This window comes from Chitinophaga sp. 01L420 (assembly GCF_056399985.1).
The window spans coordinates 1-26,976 of sequence record NZ_JBFTSK010000010.1 but is presented as its reverse complement, the minus strand read 5'-3'; the positions used below and the strand labels follow the sequence as shown (position 1 = coordinate 26,976).

The 26,976-nt window shown below is 45.0% G+C and carries 29 protein-coding genes; 19 read left to right on the top strand and 10 right to left on the bottom strand.

The window, feature by feature from the left end; all coding sequences use genetic code 11:
- The first annotated feature begins 418 nt into the window (after nucleotides 1–418).
- Nucleotides 419–1,300, top strand: coding sequence for a heme-binding protein (locus AC1DP6_RS12260; protein ID WP_477055070.1), 882 nt, complete (start codon nucleotides 419–421; stop codon nucleotides 1,298–1,300).
- A gap of 146 nt (nucleotides 1,301–1,446) precedes the next feature.
- A complete protein-coding gene (locus tag AC1DP6_RS12255; protein ID WP_477055069.1) occupies nucleotides 1,447–2,136 on the top strand; it encodes a hypothetical protein in 690 nt (229 codons plus the stop codon).
- Nucleotides 2,137–2,154: 18 nt separating this feature from the next.
- Here the strand turns inward: AC1DP6_RS12255 and AC1DP6_RS12250 are convergent, their stop codons facing one another.
- The 3 genes from AC1DP6_RS12250 to AC1DP6_RS12240 all read right to left on the bottom strand — a co-directional run bounded on the left by AC1DP6_RS12250 (nucleotide 2,155) and on the right by AC1DP6_RS12240 (nucleotide 4,018).
- Nucleotides 2,155–2,799: a hypothetical protein gene (locus tag AC1DP6_RS12250; RefSeq protein WP_477055068.1), complete on the bottom strand. Its 645-nt coding sequence runs from the start codon at nucleotides 2,797–2,799 to the stop codon at nucleotides 2,155–2,157.
- A 4-nt stretch (nucleotides 2,800–2,803) separates the two neighbouring features.
- Complete coding sequence (locus AC1DP6_RS12245; protein WP_477055067.1) at nucleotides 2,804–3,313, bottom strand: RNA polymerase sigma factor; 510 nt, start codon at nucleotides 3,311–3,313, stop codon at nucleotides 2,804–2,806.
- A 72-nt stretch (nucleotides 3,314–3,385) separates the two neighbouring features.
- Nucleotides 3,386–4,018, bottom strand: coding sequence for a DNA-3-methyladenine glycosylase (locus tag AC1DP6_RS12240; protein WP_477055066.1), 633 nt, complete (start codon nucleotides 4,016–4,018; stop codon nucleotides 3,386–3,388).
- A gap of 161 nt (nucleotides 4,019–4,179) precedes the next feature.
- Here AC1DP6_RS12240 and AC1DP6_RS12235 point away from each other — a divergent pair, with 161 nt between their 5' ends.
- Nucleotides 4,180–4,680, top strand: coding sequence for a hypothetical protein (locus AC1DP6_RS12235; protein WP_477055065.1), 501 nt, complete (start codon nucleotides 4,180–4,182; stop codon nucleotides 4,678–4,680).
- A gap of 88 nt (nucleotides 4,681–4,768) precedes the next feature.
- Here AC1DP6_RS12235 and AC1DP6_RS12230 read toward each other — a convergent pair whose 3' ends face one another.
- Nucleotides 4,769–5,134, bottom strand: a complete 366-nt coding sequence (locus AC1DP6_RS12230; protein WP_477055064.1) for a hypothetical protein — start codon at nucleotides 5,132–5,134, stop codon at nucleotides 4,769–4,771.
- Between the two features lie 210 nt (nucleotides 5,135–5,344).
- Between AC1DP6_RS12230 and AC1DP6_RS12225 the strand changes: the two genes are divergently transcribed.
- Nucleotides 5,345–6,193: an NAD(P)H-binding protein gene (locus AC1DP6_RS12225; protein ID WP_477055063.1), complete on the top strand. Its 849-nt coding sequence runs from the start codon at nucleotides 5,345–5,347 to the stop codon at nucleotides 6,191–6,193.
- Between the two features lie 47 nt (nucleotides 6,194–6,240).
- On the opposite strand, the gene AC1DP6_RS12220 is transcribed toward AC1DP6_RS12225, so the two are convergent.
- Nucleotides 6,241–7,137, bottom strand: coding sequence for an alpha/beta fold hydrolase (locus tag AC1DP6_RS12220; protein ID WP_477055062.1), 897 nt, complete (start codon nucleotides 7,135–7,137; stop codon nucleotides 6,241–6,243).
- Between the two features lie 438 nt (nucleotides 7,138–7,575).
- On the opposite strand from AC1DP6_RS12220, the gene AC1DP6_RS12215 reads away from it, so the two are divergent.
- The gene (locus AC1DP6_RS12215) at nucleotides 7,576–8,382 is read left to right on the top strand and encodes a sensor histidine kinase (RefSeq protein ID WP_477055061.1); all 807 of its coding nucleotides are present in this window, start codon (nucleotides 7,576–7,578) and stop codon (nucleotides 8,380–8,382) included.
- On the top strand, nucleotides 8,379–9,086 hold the full coding sequence (locus tag AC1DP6_RS12210) for a LytR/AlgR family response regulator transcription factor (RefSeq protein ID WP_477055060.1): 708 nt from the start codon (nucleotides 8,379–8,381) through the stop codon (nucleotides 9,084–9,086). Before AC1DP6_RS12215 ends, AC1DP6_RS12210 begins: the two co-directional genes overlap by 4 nt.
- Here AC1DP6_RS12210 and AC1DP6_RS12205 read toward each other — a convergent pair whose 3' ends face one another.
- Entirely contained in the window at nucleotides 9,087–10,319 is a 1,233-nt protein-coding gene (locus tag AC1DP6_RS12205; RefSeq protein WP_477055059.1) for a thioredoxin family protein, read from the bottom strand. It lies immediately after the preceding gene.
- A 123-nt stretch (nucleotides 10,320–10,442) separates the two neighbouring features.
- On the opposite strand from AC1DP6_RS12205, the gene AC1DP6_RS12200 reads away from it, so the two are divergent.
- On the top strand, nucleotides 10,443–10,961 hold the full coding sequence (locus tag AC1DP6_RS12200) for a DinB family protein (protein ID WP_477055058.1): 519 nt from the start codon (nucleotides 10,443–10,445) through the stop codon (nucleotides 10,959–10,961).
- Between the two features lie 9 nt (nucleotides 10,962–10,970).
- Here AC1DP6_RS12200 and AC1DP6_RS12195 read toward each other — a convergent pair whose 3' ends face one another.
- Nucleotides 10,971–12,479 carry an FAD-binding protein gene (locus tag AC1DP6_RS12195; protein ID WP_477055057.1) on the bottom strand — a complete coding sequence of 503 codons (1,509 nt, stop codon included), beginning with the start codon at nucleotides 12,477–12,479 and terminating at the stop codon, nucleotides 10,971–10,973.
- 30 nt (nucleotides 12,480–12,509) lie between these two features.
- Complete coding sequence (locus AC1DP6_RS12190) at nucleotides 12,510–12,830, bottom strand: Bor/Iss family lipoprotein (protein WP_477055056.1); 321 nt, start codon at nucleotides 12,828–12,830, stop codon at nucleotides 12,510–12,512.
- 166 nt (nucleotides 12,831–12,996) lie between these two features.
- Between AC1DP6_RS12190 and AC1DP6_RS12185 the strand changes: the two genes are divergently transcribed.
- On the top strand, nucleotides 12,997–13,548 hold the full coding sequence (locus tag AC1DP6_RS12185) for a ferritin (protein ID WP_441574199.1): 552 nt from the start codon (nucleotides 12,997–12,999) through the stop codon (nucleotides 13,546–13,548).
- 55 nt (nucleotides 13,549–13,603) lie between these two features.
- On the opposite strand, the gene AC1DP6_RS12180 is transcribed toward AC1DP6_RS12185, so the two are convergent.
- Nucleotides 13,604–14,131: a VOC family protein gene (locus AC1DP6_RS12180; RefSeq protein WP_477055055.1), complete on the bottom strand. Its 528-nt coding sequence runs from the start codon at nucleotides 14,129–14,131 to the stop codon at nucleotides 13,604–13,606.
- 179 nt (nucleotides 14,132–14,310) lie between these two features.
- Here AC1DP6_RS12180 and AC1DP6_RS12175 point away from each other — a divergent pair, with 179 nt between their 5' ends.
- The 5 genes from AC1DP6_RS12175 (at nucleotide 14,311) to AC1DP6_RS12155 (ending at nucleotide 18,146) form a co-directional block, all read left to right on the top strand.
- A complete protein-coding gene (locus AC1DP6_RS12175) occupies nucleotides 14,311–14,556 on the top strand; it encodes an Atu4866 domain-containing protein (protein ID WP_477055054.1) in 246 nt (81 codons plus the stop codon).
- 67 nt (nucleotides 14,557–14,623) lie between these two features.
- The gene (locus AC1DP6_RS12170; protein ID WP_477055053.1) at nucleotides 14,624–15,187 is read left to right on the top strand and encodes a flavin reductase family protein; all 564 of its coding nucleotides are present in this window, start codon (nucleotides 14,624–14,626) and stop codon (nucleotides 15,185–15,187) included.
- A gap of 9 nt (nucleotides 15,188–15,196) precedes the next feature.
- Nucleotides 15,197–16,789 carry a Na+/H+ antiporter gene (locus AC1DP6_RS12165; protein ID WP_477055052.1) on the top strand — a complete coding sequence of 531 codons (1,593 nt, stop codon included), beginning with the start codon at nucleotides 15,197–15,199 and terminating at the stop codon, nucleotides 16,787–16,789.
- Between the two features lie 47 nt (nucleotides 16,790–16,836).
- Nucleotides 16,837–17,355, top strand: coding sequence for a hypothetical protein (locus AC1DP6_RS12160; RefSeq protein ID WP_477055051.1), 519 nt, complete (start codon nucleotides 16,837–16,839; stop codon nucleotides 17,353–17,355).
- Nucleotides 17,356–17,363: 8 nt separating this feature from the next.
- A complete protein-coding gene (locus AC1DP6_RS12155) occupies nucleotides 17,364–18,146 on the top strand; it encodes a hypothetical protein (protein WP_477055050.1) in 783 nt (260 codons plus the stop codon).
- Here the strand turns inward: AC1DP6_RS12155 and AC1DP6_RS12150 are convergent, their stop codons facing one another.
- Nucleotides 18,147–18,620, bottom strand: coding sequence for a hypothetical protein (locus AC1DP6_RS12150; RefSeq protein WP_477055049.1), 474 nt, complete (start codon nucleotides 18,618–18,620; stop codon nucleotides 18,147–18,149). It lies immediately after the preceding gene.
- A 66-nt stretch (nucleotides 18,621–18,686) separates the two neighbouring features.
- On the opposite strand from AC1DP6_RS12150, the gene AC1DP6_RS12145 reads away from it, so the two are divergent.
- The 6 genes from AC1DP6_RS12145 to AC1DP6_RS12120 form a co-directional block, all read left to right on the top strand.
- The gene (locus AC1DP6_RS12145) at nucleotides 18,687–19,073 is read left to right on the top strand and encodes a hypothetical protein (RefSeq protein WP_477055048.1); all 387 of its coding nucleotides are present in this window, start codon (nucleotides 18,687–18,689) and stop codon (nucleotides 19,071–19,073) included.
- Between the two features lie 60 nt (nucleotides 19,074–19,133).
- Nucleotides 19,134–20,018, top strand: coding sequence for a LytTR family DNA-binding domain-containing protein (locus AC1DP6_RS12140; RefSeq protein ID WP_477055047.1), 885 nt, complete (start codon nucleotides 19,134–19,136; stop codon nucleotides 20,016–20,018).
- Between the two features lie 144 nt (nucleotides 20,019–20,162).
- Entirely contained in the window at nucleotides 20,163–22,913 is a 2,751-nt protein-coding gene (locus AC1DP6_RS12135; protein ID WP_477055046.1) for a TonB-dependent receptor, read from the top strand.
- Between the two features lie 18 nt (nucleotides 22,914–22,931).
- Entirely contained in the window at nucleotides 22,932–24,206 is a 1,275-nt protein-coding gene (locus AC1DP6_RS12130) for a parallel beta-helix domain-containing protein (RefSeq protein ID WP_477055045.1), read from the top strand.
- A gap of 25 nt (nucleotides 24,207–24,231) precedes the next feature.
- A complete protein-coding gene (locus AC1DP6_RS12125; RefSeq protein WP_477055044.1) occupies nucleotides 24,232–25,287 on the top strand; it encodes an SO2930 family diheme c-type cytochrome in 1,056 nt (351 codons plus the stop codon).
- A 197-nt stretch (nucleotides 25,288–25,484) separates the two neighbouring features.
- Nucleotides 25,485–26,976, top strand: a 1,492-nt coding sequence (locus tag AC1DP6_RS12120; protein WP_477055043.1) for a carboxypeptidase-like regulatory domain-containing protein, incomplete at its 3' end; no start/stop codon positions are given.

The following is a 26,976-nucleotide window of genomic DNA, read 5'->3' as shown; positions in this document are numbered from 1 at the left end:
CTCAATTTAAGATAACGACTCAATTATCCATTAATAGAATTACAAAGCTGGTTTTCTCTCTATTTACGGCATACCTTGAAATTCTCATGATACCCTCAAATTTACCACCACAGCATGTTTGATTACATCAGGAAAGAAATGTATGTACCTTTTTACAAGGACAGTTCCCTTCTCCACAGACTACCTTTGGTAGCTGCGTATCTATGCAGTACTTATTTACAAAAACATCCGTACACTAAAAATAAAATGACAGATGCTTAGCGATAGTTGAGCTGAATTTATTATTGTTTGAATAATAAATTCATCCATTTTCCTACTTCGAAAATTTATCAGTGGTACGCAACTACCGTAAGGGGATGTAATGCCGTTGATGCCGGAGTAGTCCACTGCTTTTATCCACTCCCAAAATAGCTATATCATGCAAACATTTCAAAACGTTCCCCCTTTAAGGAATTTTGTCCGCCTGGCCGGTACCAATGCCCAGATTGAGGAAGAGTTAGGCCCGTTGGCGGCATTGCTCGGAACCTGGAAGGGCTCCAGTGGCTGGAACCTGGTAGCAGTTCCCAATGGTGCTGAAGGCTTCCTGTTATTGATACAGAATTATACAGAAACGATCAACTTCACTGCCGTGAGTGCGCCGGTGCCTAATCGTGGTGGTACTATTGAACAAATGGTAGGTGCTGTTTTATATGACCTGGTGGTAACGGATAATCTCACGGGTGGCGTGCTGCATGTGGAAAATGGTATGTGGCTTAATCTGTCTCATATAGAACCACAAAAAGTGGAGCTTACTGCTGTGGCTCCCATGGCACCACCGTCCCAGACGATTGCTCGGCAGGCCAGTATTCCGCATGGTGATGCCGTGTTGGTGCTGGGGAACTCCTTTATTTCTCAGGGGACACCGGCTATAGCAGATAATAGTTCTACTCCGGAGGCTGGTCCCAACGTGCCTTTAGGCTACCTGGATCAATACCTGCAGGCGCAAACAAAGTTTCCCGATTTTGATGTGAAGAATCCTAATGCTACACTACGGAAAGCATTAACCAATCAACAGATCAGTAAAGTAACGACGTTTGTACTGGATACTTCCAGTCTGCTGAATATTCCTTTTACTACGCAGCATGTAAACCCTAATAATTTTAACACCACTTTCTGGGTAGAAGAGGTGACAGCGGGTAATACCAGTTTCCTGCAGTTGCAATATACGCAGCAGACGAATTTTAATTTCCTGCCCCGCTTCGGTGAAGCCGGATTAATTATGTGGCCGCATATTAATATCAATACACTGGTAAAACAGTAAGCGCTTTATAATTATCAAGCATTAACCCCAAACGAAACCCGCTGCGAGGCGGGTTTTTGTTTGGGGTTAAAAATAAAAGGCAGTAGCTATAGAATACCTGTTGCCCTTTCGTATTTTAGCGCCATAAAATGCTAAAAGAATATATCATGAAACGTTGGTTGTTAACCGGATTCGTATTGATCGTTAGCCTGGGACGCCTATCTGCGCAGGCGGGTGCGGCTTTGTTGTCCAAAGGTGCAGATGGTAATCCTGTATTTGAAAAGAGTTACATAGATGTGCAGGGATCCCCTTATCTGCAGGAGGAATGGGCAATAGGAAATGTGGAACTTAAGAACGGTAAATCTTATAAGGGCGTGGCCCTGAAATATGACCAGGTAAAAGATGTGTTGCTGTTTAGAAATGAAAAGAACGAGATGAACACATTTGCGCAGCCGGTACAATCTTTTACGATCACCAACCGGAAAGACAATCAGCCGCTGTTATTTCGCAATGGTTTTACCCCGGTAAAGAATGGCAACGAAAATTCCTTTTACCAGGTATTAGCCGATGGTAAAATACAGCTGCTGGTCAGAAAGGTGAAAAAGGTGCGTGAGGATAAAGCATATGGCTCTGCTACTACTGTTCGTACGATAGAAGAATACACTACCTATTTTATTGCAAAAAACGGAGAGCCTGTAATCATTAAGAAAAATGAAAAAGCGGTACTGGAAGCTCTTGGTGGTAATAGCACCGCATTGGAAGCGTATATCCGTAGTAATAAGTTGAATGTAAAGAATGACGAAGACCTGGTAAAGCTGATTGCGTATGTTAACAGCTTAACAGCGGATAGCAAATGAGTTACCTGCCGTCAGGCTTTATTGCCGGTATTCCTGTACCTGGTGTAGTAATTCCATCGCTTTTATTACCGGGTTCCATTCTTTGCCATTGAAAATAAAGTGGAACCATTTTTTATGGCTGTTTTCATACCGGATGTTGATAAACAGCCAGATGGCCAGGTAGGTAAATGATACCGTTACGATGATTTGGAGCGCGTATAGCCAGCCATTGCCATTGTCCAGCATACTTTGGTTCCAGTAGAAGGTGGTCCATACCGGCAGCTGCAGGAAAAGCAACCGGGCACACCAAAGCGTAGAGGATTTCAACTTCGATAGTTTTTCCTGGGTGTCCAGTACCGGGGCGTTAATGTTTACCTGTTGAATGAGGAGGAGTTGGTAGAGATATATCCCAATGGCCAGTTTGGTCAGCAGTACCTGTATTCCTGCTGAAACCAGGAAAAACGGGTTGGCGATGCGGAAGGTGCTGATCAGTATACTGTCTACCCAAATCACCCAAATAATACCTATAAGGATGGTAAATATTTTAAGCGGTTTCATGGAAGCCAGGGCTGACTGGACTTTCATATGGGTGATATCGGCTGCATTTTGCCTGTTGAACGACAGGTTTTCTTCCAGCTTTTTGTCGTAAGATTTCCAGAGATGGATCATTTCTGTGTCTTCCATTGTGCTAGGTTTTGAGATGCGTAAATTTCTGTTTTAGAACGGCTTTGATTCTGTTGACTTTCGTTGCCACATTACTGACGGAGATACCCATGATTTCAGCGATTTCCCTATGACTTTTTTCTTCGAGGTAGAGCAGCATCAGGGCCTTGTCTAACTCTTTCAGTTCAGCGATGAACTGTTGTAGAAATCCAATATTGGTGGCTGTTTCGTCCGGTGCGGCTGTATCTGTCATATTCAATACACCTTCCGATAGTGGATTGTCTACCTGTTTTCTGCGACTTTCTTTGCGATAAAATGAAATGGCCACATTTAAAGCGATACGATACATCCAGGTGGAATATTTATATTGGTCGGAGTAGTTGTCAAATGATTTCCACAACTGCACAATAATTTCCTGCACGAGGTCTTTTCTATCTTCCGCATCGTGGCAGTAAGCATTTGCTATTTTATATAGAATGCCTTTGTGCGTTTGAATAACGGTAAGAAAGTGTTCCGATTTGTCAATTGACTTCATGCGTTGTAATTGTCTGCGTATCAGATTGAAAAAATGTTGCTTTCTTCATTATTCGCACCAACGTCTGAAAAATCACACTTTGCCCGGAGAATTTTTTATGAGTCCTTTGCCTTTGCTCACCCATTTATTACCTTTTATGCTAAAGCGATAGGGGAGATAGGCGTCTTCTCCGGCGTAAGCCACGCCTACGCGGGTAGATATCACAACCTGATCATCGGGGAGGTTGGGGGCGTCTTCTATCCATACTTTGTTGCCGGTCAGGCTTTCCCCGGTAAGCGCGATATCAATGCCCAGTGCTTTGCTCAGGTTCCCCGGTCCGGCGGTCATGTTTTGGGTGAGGAGGGGAAGGAAGCGGGCTTTCATCATATCAATGCCATCCACCGGTTCCAGGGCCCGGATCAATACGGCATGAGGCGTATCCTTTACATTCGTGATCACATTAAAGAGGTAATGGATGCCATAGATCAGGTACACATAGGCCAGTCCACCAGGCCTATACATCACAGCGGTGCGGTTGGTCCGCCGCTCATTCCAGGCATGGGAAGCTCTGTCGGTAACACCCGCATAAGCTTCTGTTTCTACAATCCTGCCGGCAGTACGTACGCCATCTATCTCCGTGACCAGCATTTTGCCCAGTAATTCCCTGGCGATCTTCACCACATCTTTTTGCTGATAAAATGCAGCCGTCAGTTTTTTTATTTTCATATGGGAGAAAATACCTGTTTTGGATAGTGGAAGTTACACATCATTTGCAGGATGACGGTAATTTACCATGATCGGGTTTTAAAGGAAAGATATGTTTTTTAGTATTAATTTAATGGGGCCGGAGCGTTCATTACGCCCGCTGCTTTGATAAGAATAGTATTATGAAGACGAGACGTCAGTTATTCGCAGCTTTAAAGAAAGCAGGTGAAGATCCGGATATATTATGTGAGATCGCAGCCAGTTATTACGGGGAGAAAAATTTTAAGAAAGCATATGTTTATGACAGGCGTGCGTGGATGTGTAATAGAAAAAATGCTATTCATATGGCCAATCTTTCTGCAGATTTAGAGATGTTGGGATGGCATGAAAAAGCAATTATTCTTTCGAAGGGAATTATTAATTGGAGGATTGAGAAGATTTGTAAATATACAAATGTCGATATCAGAAGAGCAAAATCAATTAAGAATGATTGCAGATATAGAATTAGTTTGTCGTATTACAAGTTAGAAGACGAAAGTATGGCCAGACGATATTTGAATTTGTATTTTAAAATAAAGAAGAGAGATAATTTAACAACATTTATCAGTAATGAGAATCAGAAAGGACATTGGCGGGATCTGCATCTGGAAGGTAGCATAAAAAAAATATGGAAAGAAGATTAGGGTACAATAAATGACATGTTATCATCCGACAAACTAAGCCATCCACACATCATGTGGGTGGCTTAGTTTATTAAATCATACAAATTCATTAAAGCGACAAAATAGACACATGGATATACGCGCTGGCAATATCAGCCGCGGTCACCGTGTAAGTAATAGAAGGTATTAATCCCAATGTATTCAGATAAAGTACATCTCCCTCCTGTACTTCTACATCATACAAATTACTGTTGTAAATAGTGCCGTTGGCACTTGTGTTCAGGTTGACCACAGTATACAGCGCAGTAGGTATGTTTACATCAATACCCAGCACGCGCTGTGATAACTGCAGGTGCGCATGAATACGGGCACGACTGACGGTCGTTTTCATCGTGCTTTTAGTGGGAGTAGTTGCAACAGAGACGCTGGAACAGATGAATGTCAGCAATAAGAACATAGATAGCTTACGTTTCATGGTTTGATTGTTTTGAGATGAGCAATAGGGTGTCAATGGTGGGGTTGAGAAGGCTAAATTAAAATGGAATAACGCAACGTAAATGCAGGTGGAAAAACAAAGGACCCTTTTTCAACATTCTTTTAATTTCCGGACATTTTTATTGCCCATGTCGGTTTTGTTCTATTTTCCGGATGTGGGTCGTCTTAGTTTTGGGAAAAGAAAATAATTATGAAAGCGAAAAAGAACAACCCATTGAATGTACTTGTATTAGGTGGCACCGGTAAAACCGGTAGCAGAGTGGCAGAGCAGCTGAGGGCGAAAGGCTGGCCGGTACGTATTGGTTCGAGATCAGGCAATCCTTCTTTTGACTGGGAAAATAAAACAACGTGGGAGCCTGCATTGCAGGGTATGGATGCGGTATACCTCAGCTATCACCCTGATCTGGCGGTGCCAGGTGCAGTGGATACTATTCGTGCATTTACCGAAACTGCTGTGAAAAATGGTATCCGGCATATTGTGTTATTGTCTGGCCGCGGTGAAAAAGAAGCGCAGGCCTGTGAGGAAATTGTAATGAATGCCGGTATTGACTGGACCATTCTCCGGGCGGCCTGGTTTAACCAGAACTTCAGTGAAGGTCATTTGTTAGACCCCGTGCTGGCTGGTCATGTGGCACTGCCTGCCGGCAGTGTGGTGGAACCATTTGTAGATGCGGATGATATTGCAGATGCAGCCGTTGCAGCCTTTACGGAAGAAGGCCATGCCGGGCAATTATATGAGCTCACCGGGCCCCGTTTGATGACTTTTGCAGAAGCAGTTGGAGAAATTGCCCATGCTACCGGAAAGCCTATTCAGTATCAGCAGGTATCTATGGAAGAATATAAAGCCATGATGGAGGAATACGCTATCCCCGAGGACTTCATCTGGCTGGTGACCTATTTATTTGCAGAAGTACTGGATGGTCGGAATACCTATCTGACTGACGGCGTACAGCGTGCATTGGGAAGAGCTCCGAGGGATTTTGCAGCCTATGCTAAAAATACCGCTGAAGCCGGTGTTTGGAATGCACCCAACAACTAGTGCCAATAAAAGGGATCGTCTTTAGCCAACAAGACGATCCCTTTTATTTATTTAGCCAGAAAAGCATCTACCTGTTCAAAAAACCATTTCGGCTGATCCAGCATGATAAAATGTTTGGATTCATCATYTATCGCAACAATTGTTTGCGGAGCTTTCCGGTATTGCTGATGATAATTCTCCAACACATTTTCGTGGGTAGCGCCATAGCTTTTATAGGCGGCCCAGTCTGCCAGTGCCAGAACAGGGCAGGTGATCATATTCATCTGATCCCGCAGATCAGTAGTATATAATTCATACATCACTTCTCCCTGTGTAGGTGAATCGGAAGTAACGGCCATCTCTGTTATCTTTTTAATGTTGACACTATCCGTAATCATGCCGCCCAGCATATATTTCTGCGCCGCACGGATCTGTTCACCAGTAAGGGACGACATTCTTTCTTTCATCTTAAGGGCCATGGCACGGCTGCTATCCGGCGTAGCACCAGCCCCCATCATAAATGCCGGCAGAAAAGGTCCTGTGCTCACACATACGAGCTTACCCGGCAGATCAGGATACCATATGCCCAATTGTATGGCCAGCCAGCCTCCCAGACTATGTCCTATGATCACGGGCTTGTTTAACTTGTTTTCACGGATAAAGTCTGCCAGTTCACGTGTAACGGTTTGGAGAATGCTGTCTGACCGGATCGGGGCTTGTCCGGCGAAGCCCGGTAATGTAATCTCATAGCAGGTATAATCTTTTTTGTAATGCGCGACTGCTTCATCCCAAACGGCGCCGGAACAGTAGAGTCCATGTATGAAAATAATCGGTTTGCCCTGTCCCTCTTTTTTAACGGCAAACGACCAGGCATGAGCGGCGTATCCGTTAATGGGTATGGTGCCCAGAAAGAGGAAAGCTATTATGAGGATGCGGGCAGGTAAATGTGAAAAGACCTGTTTCATAAAAAAAGTTTTATTGTTTCCGTAAAGAGAAGCATTACGTGCTGGCTGTGGAAATCATATTGACCAAACAGGTGTTTTAAAGGATAAGGTCTTATTTAAAGGGATATTCACTACTTTATGGTTCATTCCTCCGGCTACTTTACATTTGATCAACCGGCAGTGTGCTTTCGTCAATTAATATTGGTATTTTGTAGTACCCAAAATACCTTGTTACCCATTATGCGTTTATTCTTTACTAAATATAAAGGGTTTCATATCCTGTTCTGGTTGGCCGATCTGATTTTCTGGTCCGTCTTTTCCTATAGATCTTACGATGCATCTCTGCCATTTGCTTTTATATCTACTGGTATATGGCTGTTTTTCCAGGCGACTTTGGTGTATTTGATTATTTACTGGCTGCTACCGCGGTATTTTTATCAGAAAAAGTATGGGAAATTTATGACAGCTGCTATCTTGTTATTAGTGGCTTCTGCTTTTCTGATTGCATGTATAGAAATATACCTTATAGGCAGTGAGCAGCTCAAAACGTCTGCAAATTTGCTGTACTTTTCCCTCTTTATAGGTATGACTAATTTTTATACCTCCTTTGTGTTTATTGCAGCAAAGTTGATTAAGAATAAAATAGTCAGCGATCGCCACCATCATGCAGTGGAAAAAGAACGCACGGAAAATGAGCTGCGCTTTCTCAAATCACAGATGAACCCCCATTTTCTTTTTAATGCCATTAACAGCATTTATGTGCTCATCAGAAAAGACCAGGAAATGGCCGCCAGTACGCTGGCTACTTTTGCGGATATGCTGCGTTATCAGTTGTATGAATGCAACACCCCTAATATACCGATAGAGCGGGAAATATATTACCTGAATAATTACGTGCAACTGGAACAACTTCGTAAAGGAAAGTCGCTGCAACTGGATTACCAGGTAGGTGCAGAAGTGCGGAATTTTTCGATTGCGCCGCTGCTGTTGCTCCCTTTCGTGGAAAACGCCTACAAGTACGTATCCACCTATACCAACAAAGAAAACAGTATACGGCTACATCTGCACTATCAAAATGATATATTTACACTGGAAATAGATAATACCACGGAAGCGGCTATCCCCCGGGAAGATGATAAACGGGGTGGTATAGGTTTGGAAAATGTAAAGCGGAGACTGGAACTTATTTACAAAGGGAATTACGACTTGCGCATTACTCCGGGTGCAACACATTACGGAGTGTTACTTTCGATCAATATCTTATGAACATATCATGTATTATTATAGACGATGAACCGCTGGCGCGGGAAGGACTCGAACTACTGGTGCGGGATACCGGTTTTCTTCAACTGGCTGCTATCTGCAGGAATGTGATGGAAGCCAGCCAGGTATTATCACAGGAGAAAATAGACCTGATGTTCCTGGATATTGAGATGCCGAAAATACGGGGTACTGATTTCCTGAGGGGTCTTACTACCAAGCCACTCGTGATCATCACCACAGCTTATCCCAATTTCGCCCTGGAAGGGTTTGAACTCAATGTGCTCGACTATCTTGTAAAACCGATTACTCCGGAACGTTTTCTGCGTAGCGTAAACCGCGCGCAGGAGTTTTTGCAATCCCAGCAATCGGCGGCTCCTTCATCAAACACATTCTTCTTTATTAAATGCAGTAATAGCTACGAAAAAATAGCCTACCAGGATATTTTATATATAGAAGGCAGCCAGAACTATGTGACCATCTATACGGCGCAAAATAAATTTCTGACACTGAGTACGCTGAAGGCCATCGAAGAACAGCTGCCGGCGGCCAAATTTTTGCGGATACAAAAATCATTTATTGTGGCAATAGATAAAATTCAATCTATTGCCAACAATGAAATCATAATTGGTACGCACAAAATTCCTGTGAGTAAAAATTATAAAGAAGAGCTGATGAAACTGATCAATGATCACCTGATTAAAAAATAGCTATTTACCTTTCAGTTTAGTGATGAGATCTGCGGTTTGTTTCACACCTGGTATTAACTGCTCTGCCCTTGTAGCCCATTTAAGTGCATCTTCCAAAGCCTTATCCTTACTGTCAAGTACCGTGCTGAAGGACGAGGCAGCAGTAAAGAGCCTGGAATACACTTCTCTCGAAAAAACATTGACAATATATTTTTTTTCTTCCTGGAAGCCCGGCATTTTGGTGCTATCCTGTTCGCCTTTGAGGAAAGGTGCCATCAGTTGTTCATATCGCCGGGCATCTTGTGCGTGAATGGAATCTATGGAGATGTTCATCAAGTTACCCACCATGGTATAGCCGCACTTTTTCGCCAGGGACTCATTTTTTACCATGCCTGCATAAATTAAATTGATCCGGTTCATGTGTACCAATTGTTGTTCGTTGAGTGTACCCAGTTGCTGTACGTAATTGGTTAGTTGTTTTATTTCCAGCGGTTTTTTCTCCCCGATGGCCTTTGGAATGGCCGTTTCAGCCAGTTGGTCATACAGCCGCCGTTTGATGACAGCCTTCGATGGTTCACTCAATGCATCATAATGCTCCATTAAAAATACCAAGGCACTGGTTTGGGTACCGATCATATGTTGTCCAATAAATACCAGGTTGTCTTCTTTTTTCAAATCATCGGTAGGTACTACTTTAAGCCATTCATCAAATGCCTGGCTGTTGTCGAGTCCTAATGCCAGTTTCCTTGAAATATAGGTGCGCAGAAATTCGGGTTGGCGGTTGCCGGATGTAAACGCTGCCTCCAGGTTGCTTAACTGATTTTTATCTCCTGAGAGGGTTACTGCTTTGTCTACATGACCGTTAAATGCTGCCGCAGGGCCGTCGCCCACTGCTTTATGAATCAGATCACCGCTGCTGTTAAGGTAAAGAAAAGAAGGGTAGGCTTCGATGTTGAATTTTTTTGCGAGTGCAATGCCTTCTCCTTTTTCTGCATTTAGTTTATAACTCAGGAATAACGGATTATATTTATCGCCTACTTCTTTTAAAGGGAAAATGTTTTTATCCATTGCTTTGCAAGGTCCACACCAGTCAGTATACACATCTATAAAAATCATTTTATGCTGTTGCTGTGCTTCCTTTAATAATTCAGCATAGGAGCCCTGAAAGAAGTGAATCCCCGATTGCTGGGGCGCTTGAGCCAGCGCAAGAAATTTGGTTAAGCATAAAATGATGATGGCCAGGCTTGTTTTCATACGCTTTTGCTTAAATTGAGTGACAAAATAGTGCGTGTTTACAAAGATAATAAGTTGAGTGAAGAACAGATAAGGAGTTAGGACAAGATAATCTGGAAAGGCAAACTCATTAAAAAAAATAAGATGAAAATTCACCGCCCCGATATAAACGATGCACCTTACTGGTATCCATATTTCTTTGATCTGGCTGCAGGAGATGATTTAATAACAGCGTTGGAAAATAATAAGCAGCAGGTACAACAATTAATTCACTCCATTCCTGCAGCAGCAGCGGACTTTAGTTATGCTCCAGGGAAATGGACCATCAAACAGATGCTTATTCATGTGGCAGATGATGAACGATATTATGCGTATAAAATTTTTTGTTACGCCAGAGGAATAGATGTTCACCTGGAAGTACCGGCAGGGGAGCGGTATACGAAAGACTTCAATGCCGCGAATCGTACCTTACCTGATATCGCAGCAGAGCTTTTGACGATCAGAGATGCGAGTATCAGTCTTTTTAGCGGGATGACGGATGAAATGCTTGACTTCAAAGGATTCGGTGGCAAAGATATTTACACCGCCAGAAGTTTAGGCTGGATGGTGGTAGGACATAGCATCCATCATTGTAACCTGCTCCGGGAAAAATACCTCGTCTGAAAACAGTGCTCACACGGGATCAATTCCCCATTGCTGCATGGCCTCATTACTAAAAATCCGTATCATATCCGGATCTACTATCCTGGCGCGTGCCGCCAGAAACTGATCCAGTTTGTCGCCGTACATATGTTGTAATCGTTCCGGCGTTAACGTATTCATTTTACCCCAGTGGAAGGTAAAAGGGATGTTTAACTGGTCCAGCATATTCCATACGGCTTCATAAAAGCGTACCGTTTCGGGCGACAGTACGCCATCCAGTTCCAGTACGCAGGTGATGGGGGTAAAATGCGTAAATGCCATAGTGGCTTTAGAGGCTTTTACAAAACGGAACGCGAATAATCCGGCAAAGGGTCCTGCCTCTTTATTTACCCGCAGCAGTCCGTTGATGACCTGGTCTACTACAGCAACGGGAAGTCCTACTGCCGCACTGGATACTTTACCACGGAGTGTTGTGTTGTTGAATATTTCTCCCAGTCGCCCAAATTGCTGTTCACATAACGTAAGACTTTTCGCCAGTACTTTATTGACCAATAGCGGTACGGCAGCGGGCAGTACACCTGCCAGTTTACCAATAAAGCATGGTGCATCATCACCGGGGCCTATCCCGGCACCATTGGGTTTGGGTCTTGTATAGTCGTCACGATAAGGACGTTTATACATGGTGGTCATATAGGCGCCTTTGTTCAGGTCGTAGGGATTGATGAGTGACTGGAAATGAAAGGGGATGATGTCCGGAAAAGGCAAATGGGGGTATGCAAAATCAAGTGTGGTGAGCTGATGTATCAGTGCATCATCGAAAGGTACGCGACGGAGATAATATTCCAGCAGGTAATCATCTTCCGCTTCAATCATAACGCCGTGTATGAAACCGAATGCACCAAAGCTGACTACAGCAGCATTAAAGGCCTCATCATCCCGCACAATGGTGGCGCCTAGTTTATTCGCAAAGGAGTTGGCTACCACCGGGTAGGAAGCTCTTTCCAGCCAGATATGTTTATCCGGCCCCGTAATGATATGCAGGCCTACCACCCCTTCCTGTACGGCGCCAAAGCCAATGGCGGCGCCGTGTGTGCCGGTAGCAATGGCGCCTGCAATCGTCTGGCCATTACTGGCGCCACATGCCGATAAAGACAGCCCCCGCTGATGCAGGGAGTCGTTTAATTCCCAGATGCCATTGCCACATTGCGCAAGACAAAGTCTTTTGGGATCGCCGGTATAGGCTGCTGCGGTGCTGCTGCTGTTGATGGTAAAACGAATATTCAGTGGCTTCGTATTAAGCAAAATACCTTTGGTGGCTGCAATAGGAGAAAATGACCAACTCCCGCCCAGTGTGCGCAGAGAGGTGCCACTTTGTATGGCATCTTTTATGATTTGCTGAATGCCGCTGGTCGTACTATTATACTTCTGCAGTACCGTGCCGGTTACATCATTGGCGAGGTCATAGAGGTCTGTAACCTGTTGTGTGAAGGTATTGTGCAGGTTACTCCAGGGGAAGCCGCCGTGCTTAACAATTTTCATGGCAGACGAATAATGGGGTGAAGAAATGAGTTATAGCGGAGCCTCCTGTGAACAAGGCTTGGCACATTTCCATTCTATTTTAACCGGGCAATAAATACCAAGGGTACAAATGGTGAGTACTGCATTGCCGAAATTAGTTTTGACAGTTACTTCTGATACACCATTTACCCCCAGGGAATCGCATACGGGCGTGCTGATCACCTGTGGCTTGTTGAGAAGCCCCCAGAACAGGCTGTATGTCCGCTTACTGTTTAGAGGAGAGGTATCTGTTGAAGGCAGTGCGTGGGTAGCCACGCGATAAGTGTAACAACTGGTGATACACAGCATGCCGGTTACCAGCAGCAAGTGCATGCGATATCTATGGAATTTGGGGCTACACATAGATTTATATTTTCCTAAATATACTATTTGTAAAGGAAATAACCGCTGCAGTCTGCTATCTGCATGTAATTAGTGGTGCAGTTTTTGAGTCGACGTTCAACAGCACAGATTTGTATAACCTTCTAAAACCTTCCCCATGAACAGGAACAGGCTTTCGCCCAATATGGAAACCGGGCTGAACAAACAAATGACCCAGGAAGCGCTGGCATCCCAGATCTATTTATCTTATGCTGCATGGGCTTCCGGTGAAGGCTATAGCGGTATCGCCAATTTTCTCTTCCGGCATGCAAACGAGGAGCGCAATCACATGACGAAGTTCCTGGAATACATTCTTGAAAGAGGAGGAAAGGTAACGATAGAAGCTATTCCACAGCCGCCGGGCGATCCGGTAAGTGTGCAGAATTGCTTTGAGAAAGTATTTCAGCAGGAAATAGAGAACACCGCATCGATTTATAAGCTGGTGAAACTAAGCTTCGATGAAGGAGATTGGGCGAGCTGGAATTTCCTGCAATGGTTTGTAAGAGAGCAAACAGAAGAAGAAACCCTTGCATTAAATCTGTTGGATAAAATTAAAGTGGCCGGTGGTGAAAAAGCATCTGATGATGCTTTATACAACCTGGACAGAGATCTGCAACAGGAGCCCGATGAAGCGGAGCTGGCAGAAACCAAATCTGCCGCTAATCCGTGAGGATAAAGGATACTATGTGGCTTTCCTTCCACAGGAAAAGCCACATAGTATATCATTACAGATGATCTATAGGCTTATGTGTCATCACCTCTCCGTTTTTATCCAGCGGAATAAAGGGATTATAAGCCACTTCCCAGACATTGCCTTCTATATCTTCCAACAGGAAAAAGTGTCCTCCAAAAGGAGGCGTAAATGGTTCTTTAATGATCTTTACACCCTTCTCTTTAAGGGAAGCATATAGCGCGAGCACTTCTTCTTTGGAATTGACCATATAGGCCAGGGTAATAGATCCTGAGGCCTTCTCTGTTACGGGCTTTCCGGCATGCGCGAATAAATCTTTGCTGCCATATAAGCTAAATAAAAAGCCATTCAGCTGGAAGAAGATGATATCTTTGTTTTCTGCAACAGGTGTCCAGCCAAATTTGTTTACATAAAAAGCGCGCATAGCAGCGAGATTGTCTGCGCCAATGGTTATTACACTTAACCGTTGATTCATAGCAGGTGTTTTTGTTTGTGAGGAAGCTTTGAAGGCAGCTAACAGCGCTACCATACAAAATACCCGGAACATGGTGATTGTTTTCATATAGCCGTAAAGGTAAATAGCAACTGCTGTTGGGTATTTGTAGAAAAACGACAAGTTCTTTAGTTTCCGGAAAGCAGGTGAACCAATATGATAATGTTTGAATTTTGCAATGATCCGTTTGATTTCTGTAAACGACCTTCCCTTGCTGCGGTGTAGTTTTGTGGTATAAAAAAGCAACCATGCAACAACAACACAAATACGTAGGTATGTGGGTAACCAGTAACGGTTATATCCGCCAGGAGCTGCTGCCTGATGGCCGCTATGATGAGGCAAGAGGCAATAAACAAAGTGCTTACACAGGCAGGTATGAGATCAGCGGAGATCATATTAAATACTGGGACGATACCGGCTTTACGGCCACCGGGGATTTTAACGATCCTGATACGCTGTATCACGGTGGGTATATTTTTTACCGGGAGAAATGACACAAATGGGGGAACGCTCAACAATGTAATACTTCCTTATGTTGATTAATATATTTGAAACGCCGATATGATGAAAAGAGTCTATAAAAAAGCGGATCTTCCGGTAGAGAAGATCCGCAAGTTCCTGGAACCCGGCCCTATTGTGCTGGTGAGTTCCCGCTGGAAAAACAAGACGAATATCATGACGATGGGCTGGCATACGGTCATGGAGTTTTCCCCTTCTCTGATCGGCTGTATGATCACCAGTGCCAATCACAGCTATGAGATGATCCGAAAGAGCAAAGAGTGTGTGATCAATATTCCAACTGTAGACCTGATCAACGAAGTGGTTGGAATTGGCAACAGTACGGGGACACATTTGGACAAATTCAGAAAATTTGGTCTTACTGCGGAAGAAGCAGCCATCGTAAAAGCGCCGTTGATAAAAGAATGTTATGCCAATTACGAATGCAAAGTAGTGGACACCCAGTTGTTATCCGGCTATAATTTTTTTATCTTGGAAGTGGTAAGGGCACAGGCAGCCGTTTATCCCAAATATCCCAGAACTGTTCACTACAGGGGAGAAGGGGTATTTATGGTATCGGGAAAGCATATGGCCTTACCGGGAAAGTTTAAGCCACAAAATCTATAGCGCTCATATATGCTTACTAACGTCATCGAGTATATTATCCTGATTTTTATTATCCTTTTTTTGGTGATGCTGGCGCAGAAGCTGAAAATAGCCTATCCTATTATACTGGTAATAGGAGGGTTGATACTTAGCATGTTTCATTTTCTGCCCTCTATACAGATTAATCCTGAACTGATTTTACTGATATTTTTGCCTCCGCTGCTGTATGAAGCGGCCTGGTATACTTCCTGGAAGGAGTTCTGGCGATGGCGGCGGGTGATAGCCAGCTTCGCTTTTCTGATAGTGATCGTTACCTCACTGGTGGTAGCGGTGGTATCTCATGCACTTATTCCTGGTTTTACCCTGGCGCTGGGATTCTTATTGGGTGGTATTGTGTCGCCGCCGGATGCTGTTTCAGCCACCACTATCCTCAAGTATGTGAAAGTGCCGAAACGTATGTCGGCTATCCTGGAAGGGGAAAGCCTGATGAATGATGCGTCCAGTTTAATTGTGTTCGGCTTCGCCAAAGTGGCGGTCATGACCGGGGTATTTGTGTTGCGGGACGCAGCGGTGAGTTTTGTAGTAGTGATTGTGATGGGAATTGCGATTGGCTTACTGGTTGGGTTATTATATTATGTGATGCACCGTTTTTTGCCTACCAGTACAGAAATGGATGTACTATTAACCCTCACGGCGCCTTATGTGATGTACATTGCGGCGGAATCCTTTCATGGCTCCGGCGTGCTGGCAGTGGTGAGTGGCGGGCTTTTTCTCTCTGCCAGGAGTCAGCGTATCCTCAATTACAGAAGCCGTTTACAGGGCGCCAATGTTTGGTCTACGCTGGGATTTTTACTCAACGGACTGGTGTTTATGCTCATCGGGCTGGAATTGCCGGTGATCATCAGGGAGCTGGGTACGGTGAGTTTGGGAGAGGCTATTAAATACGGGCTTATCATTACAGGCGTTTTAATTGTAACAAGATTACTTTCTACGCTGGGAGCATCTGTATTTACGGTGTTCATCAGCCGGTATATTACGACTGCCGACAATCGTCCCGGATGGAAGGGCCCATTACTTATCGGCTGGGCAGGCATGAGGGGAGTGGTATCGCTGGCAGCCGCATTATCCATTCCTGTTTACATGGACAATGGTGCACTATTTCCACAACGCAACCTGATCCTGTTTATCACCTTCACGGTGATATTGCTCACCCTCGTGGTGCAGGGGCTTACCCTGCCCCTGGTGATTAAGTGGGTAAATATGGAAGATCCGGATAATCATCTGTCGCCGGCAGAACAGGAAAAGAATATCCGCGAAGCATTATTACAACACAGTGTGCAATACCTGGATACACATTTTCCGGAGGAGCTGAAATCAAATCCTGCACTGCAGCAGCTGCGGGAAGACCTGATACACCGTAAGTCCGTATCCATGCACAATAAATTGGAAGGGGTGGATCATAAAGTGTATAAAAAGGTATACCTGAAGATGCTGGAGCATCAACGCAGTGTGCTGCATGACCTGAATAAAGATCCCCGTACAGAGCATGAAATTATCAGGAAATACCATGAACTGGTTGATATTGAAGAAGAAATTTTAAGAATGAAGTATGAAAATATATAGGGTGCGGCAAAATTTCCAAACTCCCTCATAAATTGTATCTTGCCGCTATGAAAATGAGTCATTACCTCCGGCAGGGGAAGTCCGAAAATTACCAGGACGCAGAAGATAAGGGTTTACTGAAAGCCGGTGAGGTAGCGACTTTGCTGTCAAAGAAATTCAATACTAAAATAGCAGCAAAGGAGTTGGAGCCGTTTGCTACAGAATGGCATCATGCCGGCGTATTTAAGAGTAGTGCCGGCCAGTCGCTACGGGGACGCAAAGTTTATTTCTTCTCTACAGCCGATGCGGACAATATCTCCCTGGACAAAATACTCGCTAACAGGAATAAAGCGGCAAATAAACCACTGCCGGATACCAGCATCGTACAAGGATGGTATACGCAGTATTTTCGTATGACCGATCCCGTTACCCGCAGAACATTTTCAAAACCATTTATAGGTATTTATAAAGGACCGGCCAATAAAGCGCCCAAGGGCTTCAAAGCATTGACAGACGAAGCTTTCGTGATAGCAGAAAAGAAACGTGGCAGAGAATTGAAGCCCGGAGAAATACCAGATTTTAAATAACGCCAACTATGTTTTTCCGTACAAATATTCTTATCGCCCTTGCCTTATTGCTGTGTGTGAACAGCTATAGTCAGCATTTTGCAAAAAAAGATTTTGATATTATTAACGCAGTGGTGGATAGTGCCAAAACAACGAAAGCTTTAATGACGCGATTGAATGTTCTGCTGAAAAATTATATGGAATCCCGTAGTGGGGTAGGTTTACAATTGAACCGACCACTTGATGGTGCTTTTAATCATCAGCGCATCGCCATCAGGTTTTATCCTAACAATTTTTTCGTCAACTTACTGACAAGAAATGACAGCATTTTTTTTAGTACGGTCTATTTCACCACCAGTTCCTTTTCGGAAGGACCAGGATTTAAAGAGGCGGATAACACTGTCAGGGCGATACATTATAATGCACCTGTAACCAACCTTTTTCTGAAAGAACGGAATAACTTTTACGGCGCTGAAAAAACGGTAAACGATGTATCAGTAGAGCTTTCGGGCAACGAGATGTATGCCATGAATTGCGGTATTGCTGCTTCGTTGACAAAAGAAGGCAAGCGTATAAATGATCTTGTATTGAAAGATGACCCGCTCCCGGAAATCACGGCGATGTTGCAACATCTGTCTTGCGAAATACAGGCTTTCGGTGTAACAGCCATTGATTTGCTGATCAAAAAAGGAGTGACCATAGATAAGCTCAATAGTAAATTATACGGTCGTATTAAGCAAAGAAATGCCCCCGTTATTACCTGTTCCGGTTGTATAGTGGGTGAAGTAATGACGCTCTATGACCGTAAATAATCACCATTTCTTCGCCAGCTTTTCCCGGAGTTGCTGATATTTCGCGGTAAATAGTTCCGGAGGCAACTTCATTTCCAGCAACAACAGAATCTCTTTGTACTGCCGCCGGAGAAACATGCTGTGCGCTATTTTCAGCTTCCTGTCCAGGTAATAGATCGTGGTTTGAGGATCGTCGTACTTCCCCACTTCTGCCATATCTACCTTCGTAATTGTTTGCCAGTCTATATCGTGCGGTTTCCATGCCTGTTTAAAAATAATCGAGGTATCTGACAGGATCAGCTCCTGCCGTGCATATGTAAACATCGACCATGCCAGGAATAAAAAAATCAGACCAATAAAGATAAGCACCGGAGATACATGGAGCATGGAAATGGTGAAACCAGCCATGATGAGCATGACCACGCTTAGCACAAAACACATCATCCTGAAAAAATCCGGTATACGAAACCGCTCTGTGGTATAAATGGGTGGCATATCTACGTTTTTTAAAATACACCTGTAATATAATATCTTATATATTTGCAGCCTCAAAAAACAGCTATGACATACCAGGAGAAATTGCAGGCAGTAAAAGTACATTACCCTTTTGAAAAATGGAGTGAAGCATTTTACCCGGACGAAAATGATGTAGGTGGTATGGAACAATACAGTGCTGAAAACTGTGACACCGCCACCGGGATTATGGATGAACTGATCGCAGACCTGCAGGCTGCCGGTGAAAATGCAGCCGAACAAACTAAACTCGCCCTTTTTGAAAAAGCGATAAAAGCATACAACGACCTGAATGATGAAATTTCCGGTTTCATAGAAACCGGAGAGCGCGAAGACCTCTGCGAAGTATTGGATATGATCACCATAGCGGCGGGATTACAGCCCTCGGATTATGCCGATGGAGAAGGGATCTCTGATTTATGGCGCGAATGGTAAACCGGGTATCGGGATTCCGGTTTTTTTTACTTATCTTAAATGAAGAAAATCATCCACGATATGAAAAGCTTGCAAACTTTGCCACTTATTTCAAAATATGCCGCAGAGCAACCCCGCTTTACTTTACTGGACCCGGTCRCCAACAGGATTTCACTGATCGCTTTTTGCAGCGTGTTCAGCTTCCTGTTCATGTATATCTTCCTGCCCTTTAATATCAATATGTGGTATGAGGGGCAAGGTCTTTCCCTGATGCCACTCTTCCTCATGTTTACTTTATGTGGAGTGGCGGTGATGTGTATCACCCAATTCGGGCTGGCAAAACTCAAGTGGCGCCGCAAGCTGACCAACGCTACCTATGGCTGCTGGTTCCTGGGTGAAATCATATTGGTATCGCTCATGGTTACCATCGTAAACGTAACCATTACTGATACTTTCTTCTTTACCTGGACAGAGTTTATCAATACCCTTCATTATACTGCGCTGATCCTGCCTTTGCCGTATTGCATCTGCCTTTTATGGTTTTTCACCCGGGAAAAGATCGCCCAGCTGAAAAGTCTGAAGACGGAACAGGAGCAGGTAGCCAAAACGGATGACAGTTGTATCCTCCTCCGTGATGAACATGATAAGCCGGTATTAACCCTGCATCCGGGTAAATTGCTGCTCATGAAGGCAGAAGATAATTATGTACAGGTGTTTTACCTGTCGGGGAATACCATCTGCAAAGAACTGATCAGAACTTCCATGAAAAAGCTGGAGACAGGTTTACCTGCCGGCACTTTTGTGCGGGCGCATCGCTCGTATCTTGTCAACCTGACCAAAGTGGTGCTTTTTAAGAAAAATGCAAAAGGACATTACCTGCAACTGGAAGGTTTAAATGACATTAGCATCCCGGTATCAGCTACCTGCTTGCCCACCTTCCAGGAACGATTCGCCCCGGCCGCCTGATTTTACCCCCAATAGCCACTATTTCGCCCCAAAGTCACCACCACTGCCATTTCCACTCAGGGTATTTTGGTAATATCGCTGTGTCACATTACCTGTATCACACACGTAAAATCTTACAACCAAACCATCTAAATTCCCCGGCCGATGCTAAGATCCATAATTATAGGGTTGGTTTGCCTGCTTCTGTTACCGTATAGCGCTTTGGCACAAACCGTACTTTCAGGAAACGTCCGCAACAGCGTTACTAAAGAAGTGGTTCCTGTAGTATCCGTTACCATGAAGGAAGCACCTAACGGCGACTATACCAATGACCAGGGGAACTTTAAATTCTCCACCAGGAAAAGTTATCCTGTTACCCTTATACTGTCATCGGTAGGCTTTGAAACAAAAGAAATCATCATTTCCGGCCCTGGATTCCAGCGAATAGAGCTGTCGCCGGCCTCCGTACTGGGTAAGGAAGTGGTGGTTTCTGCCAGCCGGTTTGTTCAGAAAAAGATAGAATCTCCCGTTACCATTGAAAGAATCAGCACCAAAGACATCATTAATTCGCCCCAGCCCAGCTACTATAATATGCTGCAGGGCCTCAAAGGGGTAGACGTTACCACCTCCAGCCTGCTGTTCACTACCGTTACCACCCGCGGTTTTAATACCAGCGGTAATACTAACTTCACCCAGATCGTAGATGGAATGGATAACCAGGCCCCCGGCCTGAACTTCCCCATAGGCGCTATTATCGGGTTAACAGAGCTGGACGTAGATAACCTGGAGGTGCTTTCCGGCGCCTCCTCGGCTTTATACGGCTCCCGCGGCCTGAATGGTACCATGGTCATGACCGGTAAAGACCCTTTCAAATACCAGGGCCTCAGTGCCCAGATTACCCAGGGCATCAACCACCTAAGTAAAGGAAAGGCGAACGATCCGCTGGGTCCTTCACCGTACTACGACTGGACCGTTCGTTGGGCGAAAAAAGTGAATGACAGGTTTGCCTTCAAAATAAATGTGCAATACACCCAGGCGAAAGACTGGATGGCCAATGACACCACCAACACCAACGGCCCCGGTGGCCCCCTGCAGGACCCCAACTATAACGGGGTAAATATCTACGGTAGCAAAACCTCTGTAGACATTAACCCCTTCCTGGAAGGCGCCCTGCAACAGGTGCCGGAGCTGGCGCCTATCATCAACCCTTTGCTGGCAGAAGGTAATCACAACGTAGCCCGTACCGGCTATCCCGAGTATGGTTACCTCAGTAGCGATGCGAAGATGTTTAAAGCCAATGTGGAACTGCGTTATAAGATACGGCCCAAACTGGAAGCGATCCTCTCCGGCACCTACGGACAAGGCGATGCGGTATACAGCAATGATACCCGTTACGCGCTGAACGGTTTTCACCTGGGCCAGTACCGTGCAGAAGTGAAAGCTGAACATTGGTTTGTACGTGCTTACACCAGCCGGGAAAATTCAGGGCATACCATCATTGCAATGCCTACTGCCCAGTTGATCAACGAAGCCTGGAAGCCCAGCTACGATGGCAACACCGGCGATGGCTGGTATCCGCAATACACCAGTGCCTTACTGGAAGCTATGTCTCAGGGGAAAAGTTACCTGGACGCCAGCAACCTGGCCAGAACATTTGCTGATCAGGGCAGACCCGATGCCGGCAGTGCGCAGTTCCTGCGGCTGAAAGACAGTATCTCCAATGTCCCTACCTCGAAAGGAGGTACCTTGTTCACCGACAGGAGCCGGCTCTTTAATGCAGAAGCCCAATATAATTTTACACACCTGATAAAATTTGCGGAACTCATTGCCGGCTTAAACTATCGCCTCTACCGCCTGGATTCGAAAGGGACGCTTTTCCCCGACAATGATTCCCCGATCGATGTGGCAGAGTACAGTGCTTATGCGCATCTCACCAAAAAAGTAATACACGAGAAACTGAGCCTGGCGGCCGCTTTCCGCTACGATAAAAATACACTGTTCGCCAAACCCCGCATCACCAGCAGGGTATCGGCCGTACTGGAAGTAAACAAGGAAAGCTTTATCCGTTTCTCCTACCAGAATGCTTACAGCTTCCCGTCTAATATACAATCGCTGCAAAGCACGCCGGTAGACTATAACAGCTTTGCTTCCGGAGGCTCCGACCGCCTGCTCAATGGTGTGTATCATTTTGATCAGTATCCTGCCTACACACTGGCCAGCGTAGATAGTTTTAAACGCACCAAAAACCCGGCAGATCTCAAGCAGTTTACATTGAGTGATATCAAGCCGCAGTCCGTAGATGCGTTTGAATTAGGTTATTCTTCCCTCATCGCCGGCCGTGTACTCATTGATGTACTGGGCTACTATTCTACCTGGAAAAATTTTATCGGATACGTTAATGTGGCCAATACACCTGGTAGCAAGGATCCGAACGACTTCCTGGATCACAGCAAATACATACAATATAACATTGCTTACAACGGTGCAGAAAAAGTGAATACCTATGGTTATGCTGCCAGCGTAAGCGTAGACTTGTCGCATCACTTCCTGGCGAAAGTGAATTTCTCCTCCGACTTCCTGAAAAACAGGAACAACAGCCAGGTGAATAATTTCAATACGCCCAACTATAAATTCAATATAGACTTTGGTAATACCGGTTTTGGAAAGAAAGAACATTTCTCTTTCAATACCACTTTCCGTTACCGCCCGGCCTATTTCTACCAGATAGGTTTTGGCAGCGGTACCGTACCAGCTTCCGCCGTGATAGATGCGCAGGTGAGCTATCGCCTGCTGCAGGCCCATTCCACCATCAAACTGGGGGGAGTTAACCTGACCAACACGTATTACAGGAATGGCTTTGGTAGCCCCGCTATTGGTGGCATGTACTATGTTACTTTTGCTTACAATGTTTTCTGATTTTTTAAAAACCCATATATGAAACGATATCATGTCTGCCTATTATTGATTGCCTTACTGGCCGCCTGTCATAATAACCCGGAAGTAAAAGAAACCGGCGGCTATAAAACACGGCTGAACTTCGGCCCCGGTGAAGAAACAAAGATTGCAGAAGCTTTCCTGTCGCTGACAGACAGCAGTAGCATTACATTGAAAGAAGGCCTCTACAAATTCGATAACCTGAGCATTGCCCAGGTAAAGCATATCCTGATCCAGGGTGCGGGTCCGGACAAAACGATTCTCGACTTTTCGGCCCAAAGCCAGGGTGGGGAAGGAATCCGGGTAACCGATGTGAAAGGCTTTACGATCGATGGCCTTACCCTGCGCGATTCCAAAGGCGATCTGATAAAGATCAACAAAAGCGAAAATGTGGTGGTAACCAATCTCCATGCTGTTTGGACGGTATCCGATTCTACCAGCGGAGGCTATGCCATTTACCCGGTGATGTGTAAAAATGTATTGGTAGAAAACTGTTATGCACAGGGCGCTTCCGATGCGGGCATCTACGTAGGACAAACAGATAGCGCCATCGTGCGTAAATGCAAAGCCTTTAAAAATGTAGCCGGCTGCGAAATAGAAAACACCTCACATGCACAGGTTTATGACAACGAGTTTTGGGGAAATACCGCGGGCTTCCTGATTTTCGACCTGCCTGACCTGTCAAAACGTGGTGGTTTTGTAAAAGCACACGACAATTATTTCCATGATAATAATGAAAGGAATTTTGCCAAATCCGGTAGCTTCGGTTCTACCTGGGGCGTTGGTAATGCTGCTCCCGGCAGTGGTGTGGTGATTCTGGCCGCTTCAGATATAGAACTGTATAATAACCGTATCATCAACAATAATTCCAGTGCCATTTCTGTGGTATCCGGATTTTTTATAGATGAAAATGCAGGTGCAAAAATTAACGACCACTATTTCCCTATCCCCAAAAATGTATACATCCATGATAATACCATGGAAGTGGGTAACGCATTTCCGCCTGCTGTATACGAACATCATACCGGTAAAATACTGGTAGGCATAGAGCAGCAGCTAAATGCGATGGACCCGGCACGTAAAAATGCCCGTTTACCTTTCATCACCTACGATGGCATCACCACTAATATACTGACCAAGGGTACCGCTGTAAATCCGGATTCACTCTGTATTAAACAAACAGGCCCCAATTTATTCGTAAATGTAGATGCCATGAATATGACATCAAAGAACTGGCATCCCAGCACGGATGTTACGCCTTATGTTTGTAAATAGTTTTTATTAAATTTTTTTTAGGGAGATGAGGAAGCCTTGCTTAATTATTGTGTGTTTTATATGCTGGATCGCCGCTACGCAGAGCTGCCAGCAGAAACCGGCACCTGCTGCGGCAGCAGGGCCGTTTCAGTTCAAAGAGAAATTATCGGATTATGGCTTCTTTACCGGTGCGCTCAAGGATTTGTTGCCACGTAAAGGAGTACAGAACTATGAGTTATCCACCCCGTTGTTTACGGACTATTCGGTAAAAGACCGTTTCATTGTGTTGCCCGAAGGGAAGACAATGCAGTATACTTCCCATGGCGCGTTGGATTTTCCCGATTCGACATTCATCGTTAAAAACTTTGCCTATACAAATCCTGCCCATCAGAAGGTCATGATCGAAACACGGCTGCTCTTCAAAGATCCGGCAGATAAGCAATGGAAGGTGATGAACTACCTGTGGAATGCGGCCCAGCAGGATGCGGAGAAGTGGATCCTGGGTAAGAAGATCCCGATCACCTTCCTGGATGACAGCGGACAGCAGCAGTCCACCGTGTACCAGATGCCCAATACGAACGACTGCAAGCGCTGTCACATTAATAACAGCGTATTGACGCCGATTGGCCCCAAGGCGCGTAACCTGAACTTCACCCGCAGCGGCCAAACGCAGAACCAGTTGCAGCAATGGGCTGCCAACGGATTGCTGACGGGCCTCCCTGCCATGGACAAGGTAGCACAGCTGCCCAACTGGAAAGACAGTGTTCATTATACCGTTAACGAAAGGGCCCGGGCCTACCTGGACGTAAACTGCGCCCATTGTCATACCCAGGGTGGAGATGCCTATAATACCGGCCTTTTCCTGGAGTACGAGCAAACGGGTGCTGACCACCTGGGTATCCTGAAATCGCCTGTTTCTGCCGGCGGCGGCGCAGGTGGGCTTGATTTTGACGTGGTTCCCGGCGATGCCCTCCATTCTATCCTGGCCTATCGCATGAACAGCGTGGAACCAGGCACTGCAATGCCGGAACTGGCGCGTACCGTGATTCACAAGGAAGGGGTGGTGCTGATTAAGCAATGGATTAACGAAATGAAGAAATAGCAAGGACAGGAAAGGGTTTGGGGAGATGTATATGGATATATCCATATACATCTCCCCAAATTTTTTCCGGGATCTTTCCGGATCAAAAGGTTTCCGTTTACGCAATCAGGAAAATGTTTCCCGATTGCGTAAATCATTTTCCCGATCCGATCATCCTTACAGCCCGCTTTAACGTTCCTTTGCGCAAAATTACGGTATTGAAGCACTTTTATTTTATCATCGGCCTCATTTTAATTAACCTTACAGTACTCGCTCAAAACGGTATCATTAAAGGGAAAATCAGTTCAGCAGACGGACATGCTGCTCCATTTGTGACTATTGGATTAAAGGATACTAAGAAAGGTACCCTCACCAATGAAGAGGGAGAGTTTGCGTTGAAAAACGTGAAACCGGGTAATTACACCCTGGTCATCTCCTGCACAGGCACCAAAACCCTGCATAGCCAGGTAACGGTAGCAGCGGATCAGGTAACTGCTGTGACATTTGCACTGGAAGCCACTTCCAGTCAGCTGAATGAGGTGGTGGTAGATGGTACTCACACCCGGACCATTAATAAAAGACCTGTCAGCATTGGTAAATTACCGGTGCCCGTAATGGATTTGCCACAGGCGGTAGCGCTGATAGGCCATGAAGTAATTGAAAATCAACAGTCACAACGCATGAGCGATGTGGTGAAAAATATAAATGGTGTGTACATGGCTTCTACCAGAGCCGGTACCCAGGAAACCTTTAACGCCCGTGGTTATAGCTTTTCCAGCACCAATACCTTTAAAAATGGCGCCCGTGTTAACTCCGGTGCGATGCCGGAAATGAGCTCCCTGGAAAGAGTGGAGGTACTGAAAGGCAGTGCGGCTATCTTATACGGTAACGTAGCACCAGGTGCGATTTTGAACATGGTCACCAAACAACCTAAGTTTAATTTCGGTGGAGAAGTAAATCTGCGCGTTGGTAGCTATGGTTTATTAAAACCAGCATTTGATATATATGGCCCATTGTCTTCCAAAGTAGCGTACCGCGTAAATGGTACCTTCGAAACAGCAGACAGCTACCGTGACCAGGTACACTCCAAACGTTATTATATAAATCCTTCCCTGTTGTTCAAACTGAGCGACCGTACGGAATTACTGGTACAGGCGGATTACCTGAAACATGATTTTACGCCTGATTTTGGTATTGGATCCATTGGTGATACTGCTATTAATAAAGTATCCCGCAATACTTTCTATGGCGAAGGATGGAACTATGCACATACACAACAAACCAGCACTTCCGCCAGTATCAGACATAAGCTGAATGAAAGATGGACGCTGAATGGTATTGTTTCTTACTCCAAATACCAACGTGATTATTACTCACTGGAAAGAATACAGGCTAAAGGAAACGGTAACTTCTTACGTCCTTTGGGCGCTAATGCTACCAACGAAGATTATTATTCCGGTCAGGTGGATTTAACCGGTACATTTAAAACCGGTTCCCTGGAACATACTGTCCTGGCTGGTGTAGATGCAGACAGATATCTGACGGGTACTTATGCTTACGGGGTGCCTTCTATTAATAAGACTACTGGTATCTATGATAGCATCAATGTACTGAATCCTTCTATGTACCCACGCCGTACCGATATGCCTGGTGATACCCTTAAATCGGTATCTAATGCACCTACGAACAGAGTAGGTATATATGTACAGG

Excerpts from the sequence above, each read along its gene's own strand:
- AC1DP6_RS12155 (WP_477055050.1), top strand. The coding sequence starts at position 17,364 with ATGTTTTTCCGTACAAATATTCTTATCGCCCTTGCCTTATTGCTGTGT.
- AC1DP6_RS12160 (WP_477055051.1), top strand. The coding sequence starts at position 16,837 with ATGAAAATGAGTCATTACCTCCGGCAGGGGAAGTCCGAAAATTACCAG.
- AC1DP6_RS12225 (WP_477055063.1), top strand. The coding sequence starts at position 5,345 with ATGAAAGCGAAAAAGAACAACCCATTGAATGTACTTGTATTAGGTGGC.
- AC1DP6_RS12210 (WP_477055060.1), top strand. The coding sequence starts at position 8,379 with ATGAACATATCATGTATTATTATAGACGATGAACCGCTGGCGCGGGAA.
- AC1DP6_RS12125 (WP_477055044.1), top strand. The coding sequence starts at position 24,232 with ATGAGGAAGCCTTGCTTAATTATTGTGTGTTTTATATGCTGGATCGCC.
- AC1DP6_RS12180 (WP_477055055.1), bottom strand. The coding sequence starts at position 14,131 with ATGAAAACAATCACCATGTTCCGGGTATTTTGTATGGTAGCGCTGTTA.
- AC1DP6_RS12135 (WP_477055046.1), top strand. The coding sequence starts at position 20,163 with ATGCTAAGATCCATAATTATAGGGTTGGTTTGCCTGCTTCTGTTACCG.
- AC1DP6_RS12200 (WP_477055058.1), top strand. The coding sequence starts at position 10,443 with ATGAAAATTCACCGCCCCGATATAAACGATGCACCTTACTGGTATCCA.
- AC1DP6_RS12215 (WP_477055061.1), top strand. The coding sequence starts at position 7,576 with ATGACAGCTGCTATCTTGTTATTAGTGGCTTCTGCTTTTCTGATTGCA.
- AC1DP6_RS12250 (WP_477055068.1), bottom strand. The coding sequence starts at position 2,799 with ATGGAAGACACAGAAATGATCCATCTCTGGAAATCTTACGACAAAAAG.
- AC1DP6_RS12175 (WP_477055054.1), top strand. The coding sequence starts at position 14,311 with ATGCAACAACAACACAAATACGTAGGTATGTGGGTAACCAGTAACGGT.
- AC1DP6_RS12195 (WP_477055057.1), bottom strand. The coding sequence starts at position 12,479 with ATGAAAATTGTTAAGCACGGCGGCTTCCCCTGGAGTAACCTGCACAAT.
- AC1DP6_RS12235 (WP_477055065.1), top strand. The coding sequence starts at position 4,180 with ATGAAGACGAGACGTCAGTTATTCGCAGCTTTAAAGAAAGCAGGTGAA.
- AC1DP6_RS12255 (WP_477055069.1), top strand. The coding sequence starts at position 1,447 with ATGAAACGTTGGTTGTTAACCGGATTCGTATTGATCGTTAGCCTGGGA.
- AC1DP6_RS12230 (WP_477055064.1), bottom strand. The coding sequence starts at position 5,134 with ATGAAACGTAAGCTATCTATGTTCTTATTGCTGACATTCATCTGTTCC.
- AC1DP6_RS12245 (WP_477055067.1), bottom strand. The coding sequence starts at position 3,313 with ATGAAGTCAATTGACAAATCGGAACACTTTCTTACCGTTATTCAAACG.
- AC1DP6_RS12145 (WP_477055048.1), top strand. The coding sequence starts at position 18,687 with ATGACATACCAGGAGAAATTGCAGGCAGTAAAAGTACATTACCCTTTT.
- AC1DP6_RS12165 (WP_477055052.1), top strand. The coding sequence starts at position 15,197 with ATGCTTACTAACGTCATCGAGTATATTATCCTGATTTTTATTATCCTT.
- AC1DP6_RS12130 (WP_477055045.1), top strand. The coding sequence starts at position 22,932 with ATGAAACGATATCATGTCTGCCTATTATTGATTGCCTTACTGGCCGCC.
- AC1DP6_RS12170 (WP_477055053.1), top strand. The coding sequence starts at position 14,624 with ATGATGAAAAGAGTCTATAAAAAAGCGGATCTTCCGGTAGAGAAGATC.
- AC1DP6_RS12185 (WP_441574199.1), top strand. The coding sequence starts at position 12,997 with ATGAACAGGAACAGGCTTTCGCCCAATATGGAAACCGGGCTGAACAAA.
- AC1DP6_RS12205 (WP_477055059.1), bottom strand. The coding sequence starts at position 10,319 with ATGAAAACAAGCCTGGCCATCATCATTTTATGCTTAACCAAATTTCTT.
- AC1DP6_RS12260 (WP_477055070.1), top strand. The coding sequence starts at position 419 with ATGCAAACATTTCAAAACGTTCCCCCTTTAAGGAATTTTGTCCGCCTG.
- AC1DP6_RS12190 (WP_477055056.1), bottom strand. The coding sequence starts at position 12,830 with ATGCACTTGCTGCTGGTAACCGGCATGCTGTGTATCACCAGTTGTTAC.
- AC1DP6_RS12240 (WP_477055066.1), bottom strand. The coding sequence starts at position 4,018 with ATGAAAATAAAAAAACTGACGGCTGCATTTTATCAGCAAAAAGATGTG.
- AC1DP6_RS12150 (WP_477055049.1), bottom strand. The coding sequence starts at position 18,620 with ATGCCACCCATTTATACCACAGAGCGGTTTCGTATACCGGATTTTTTC.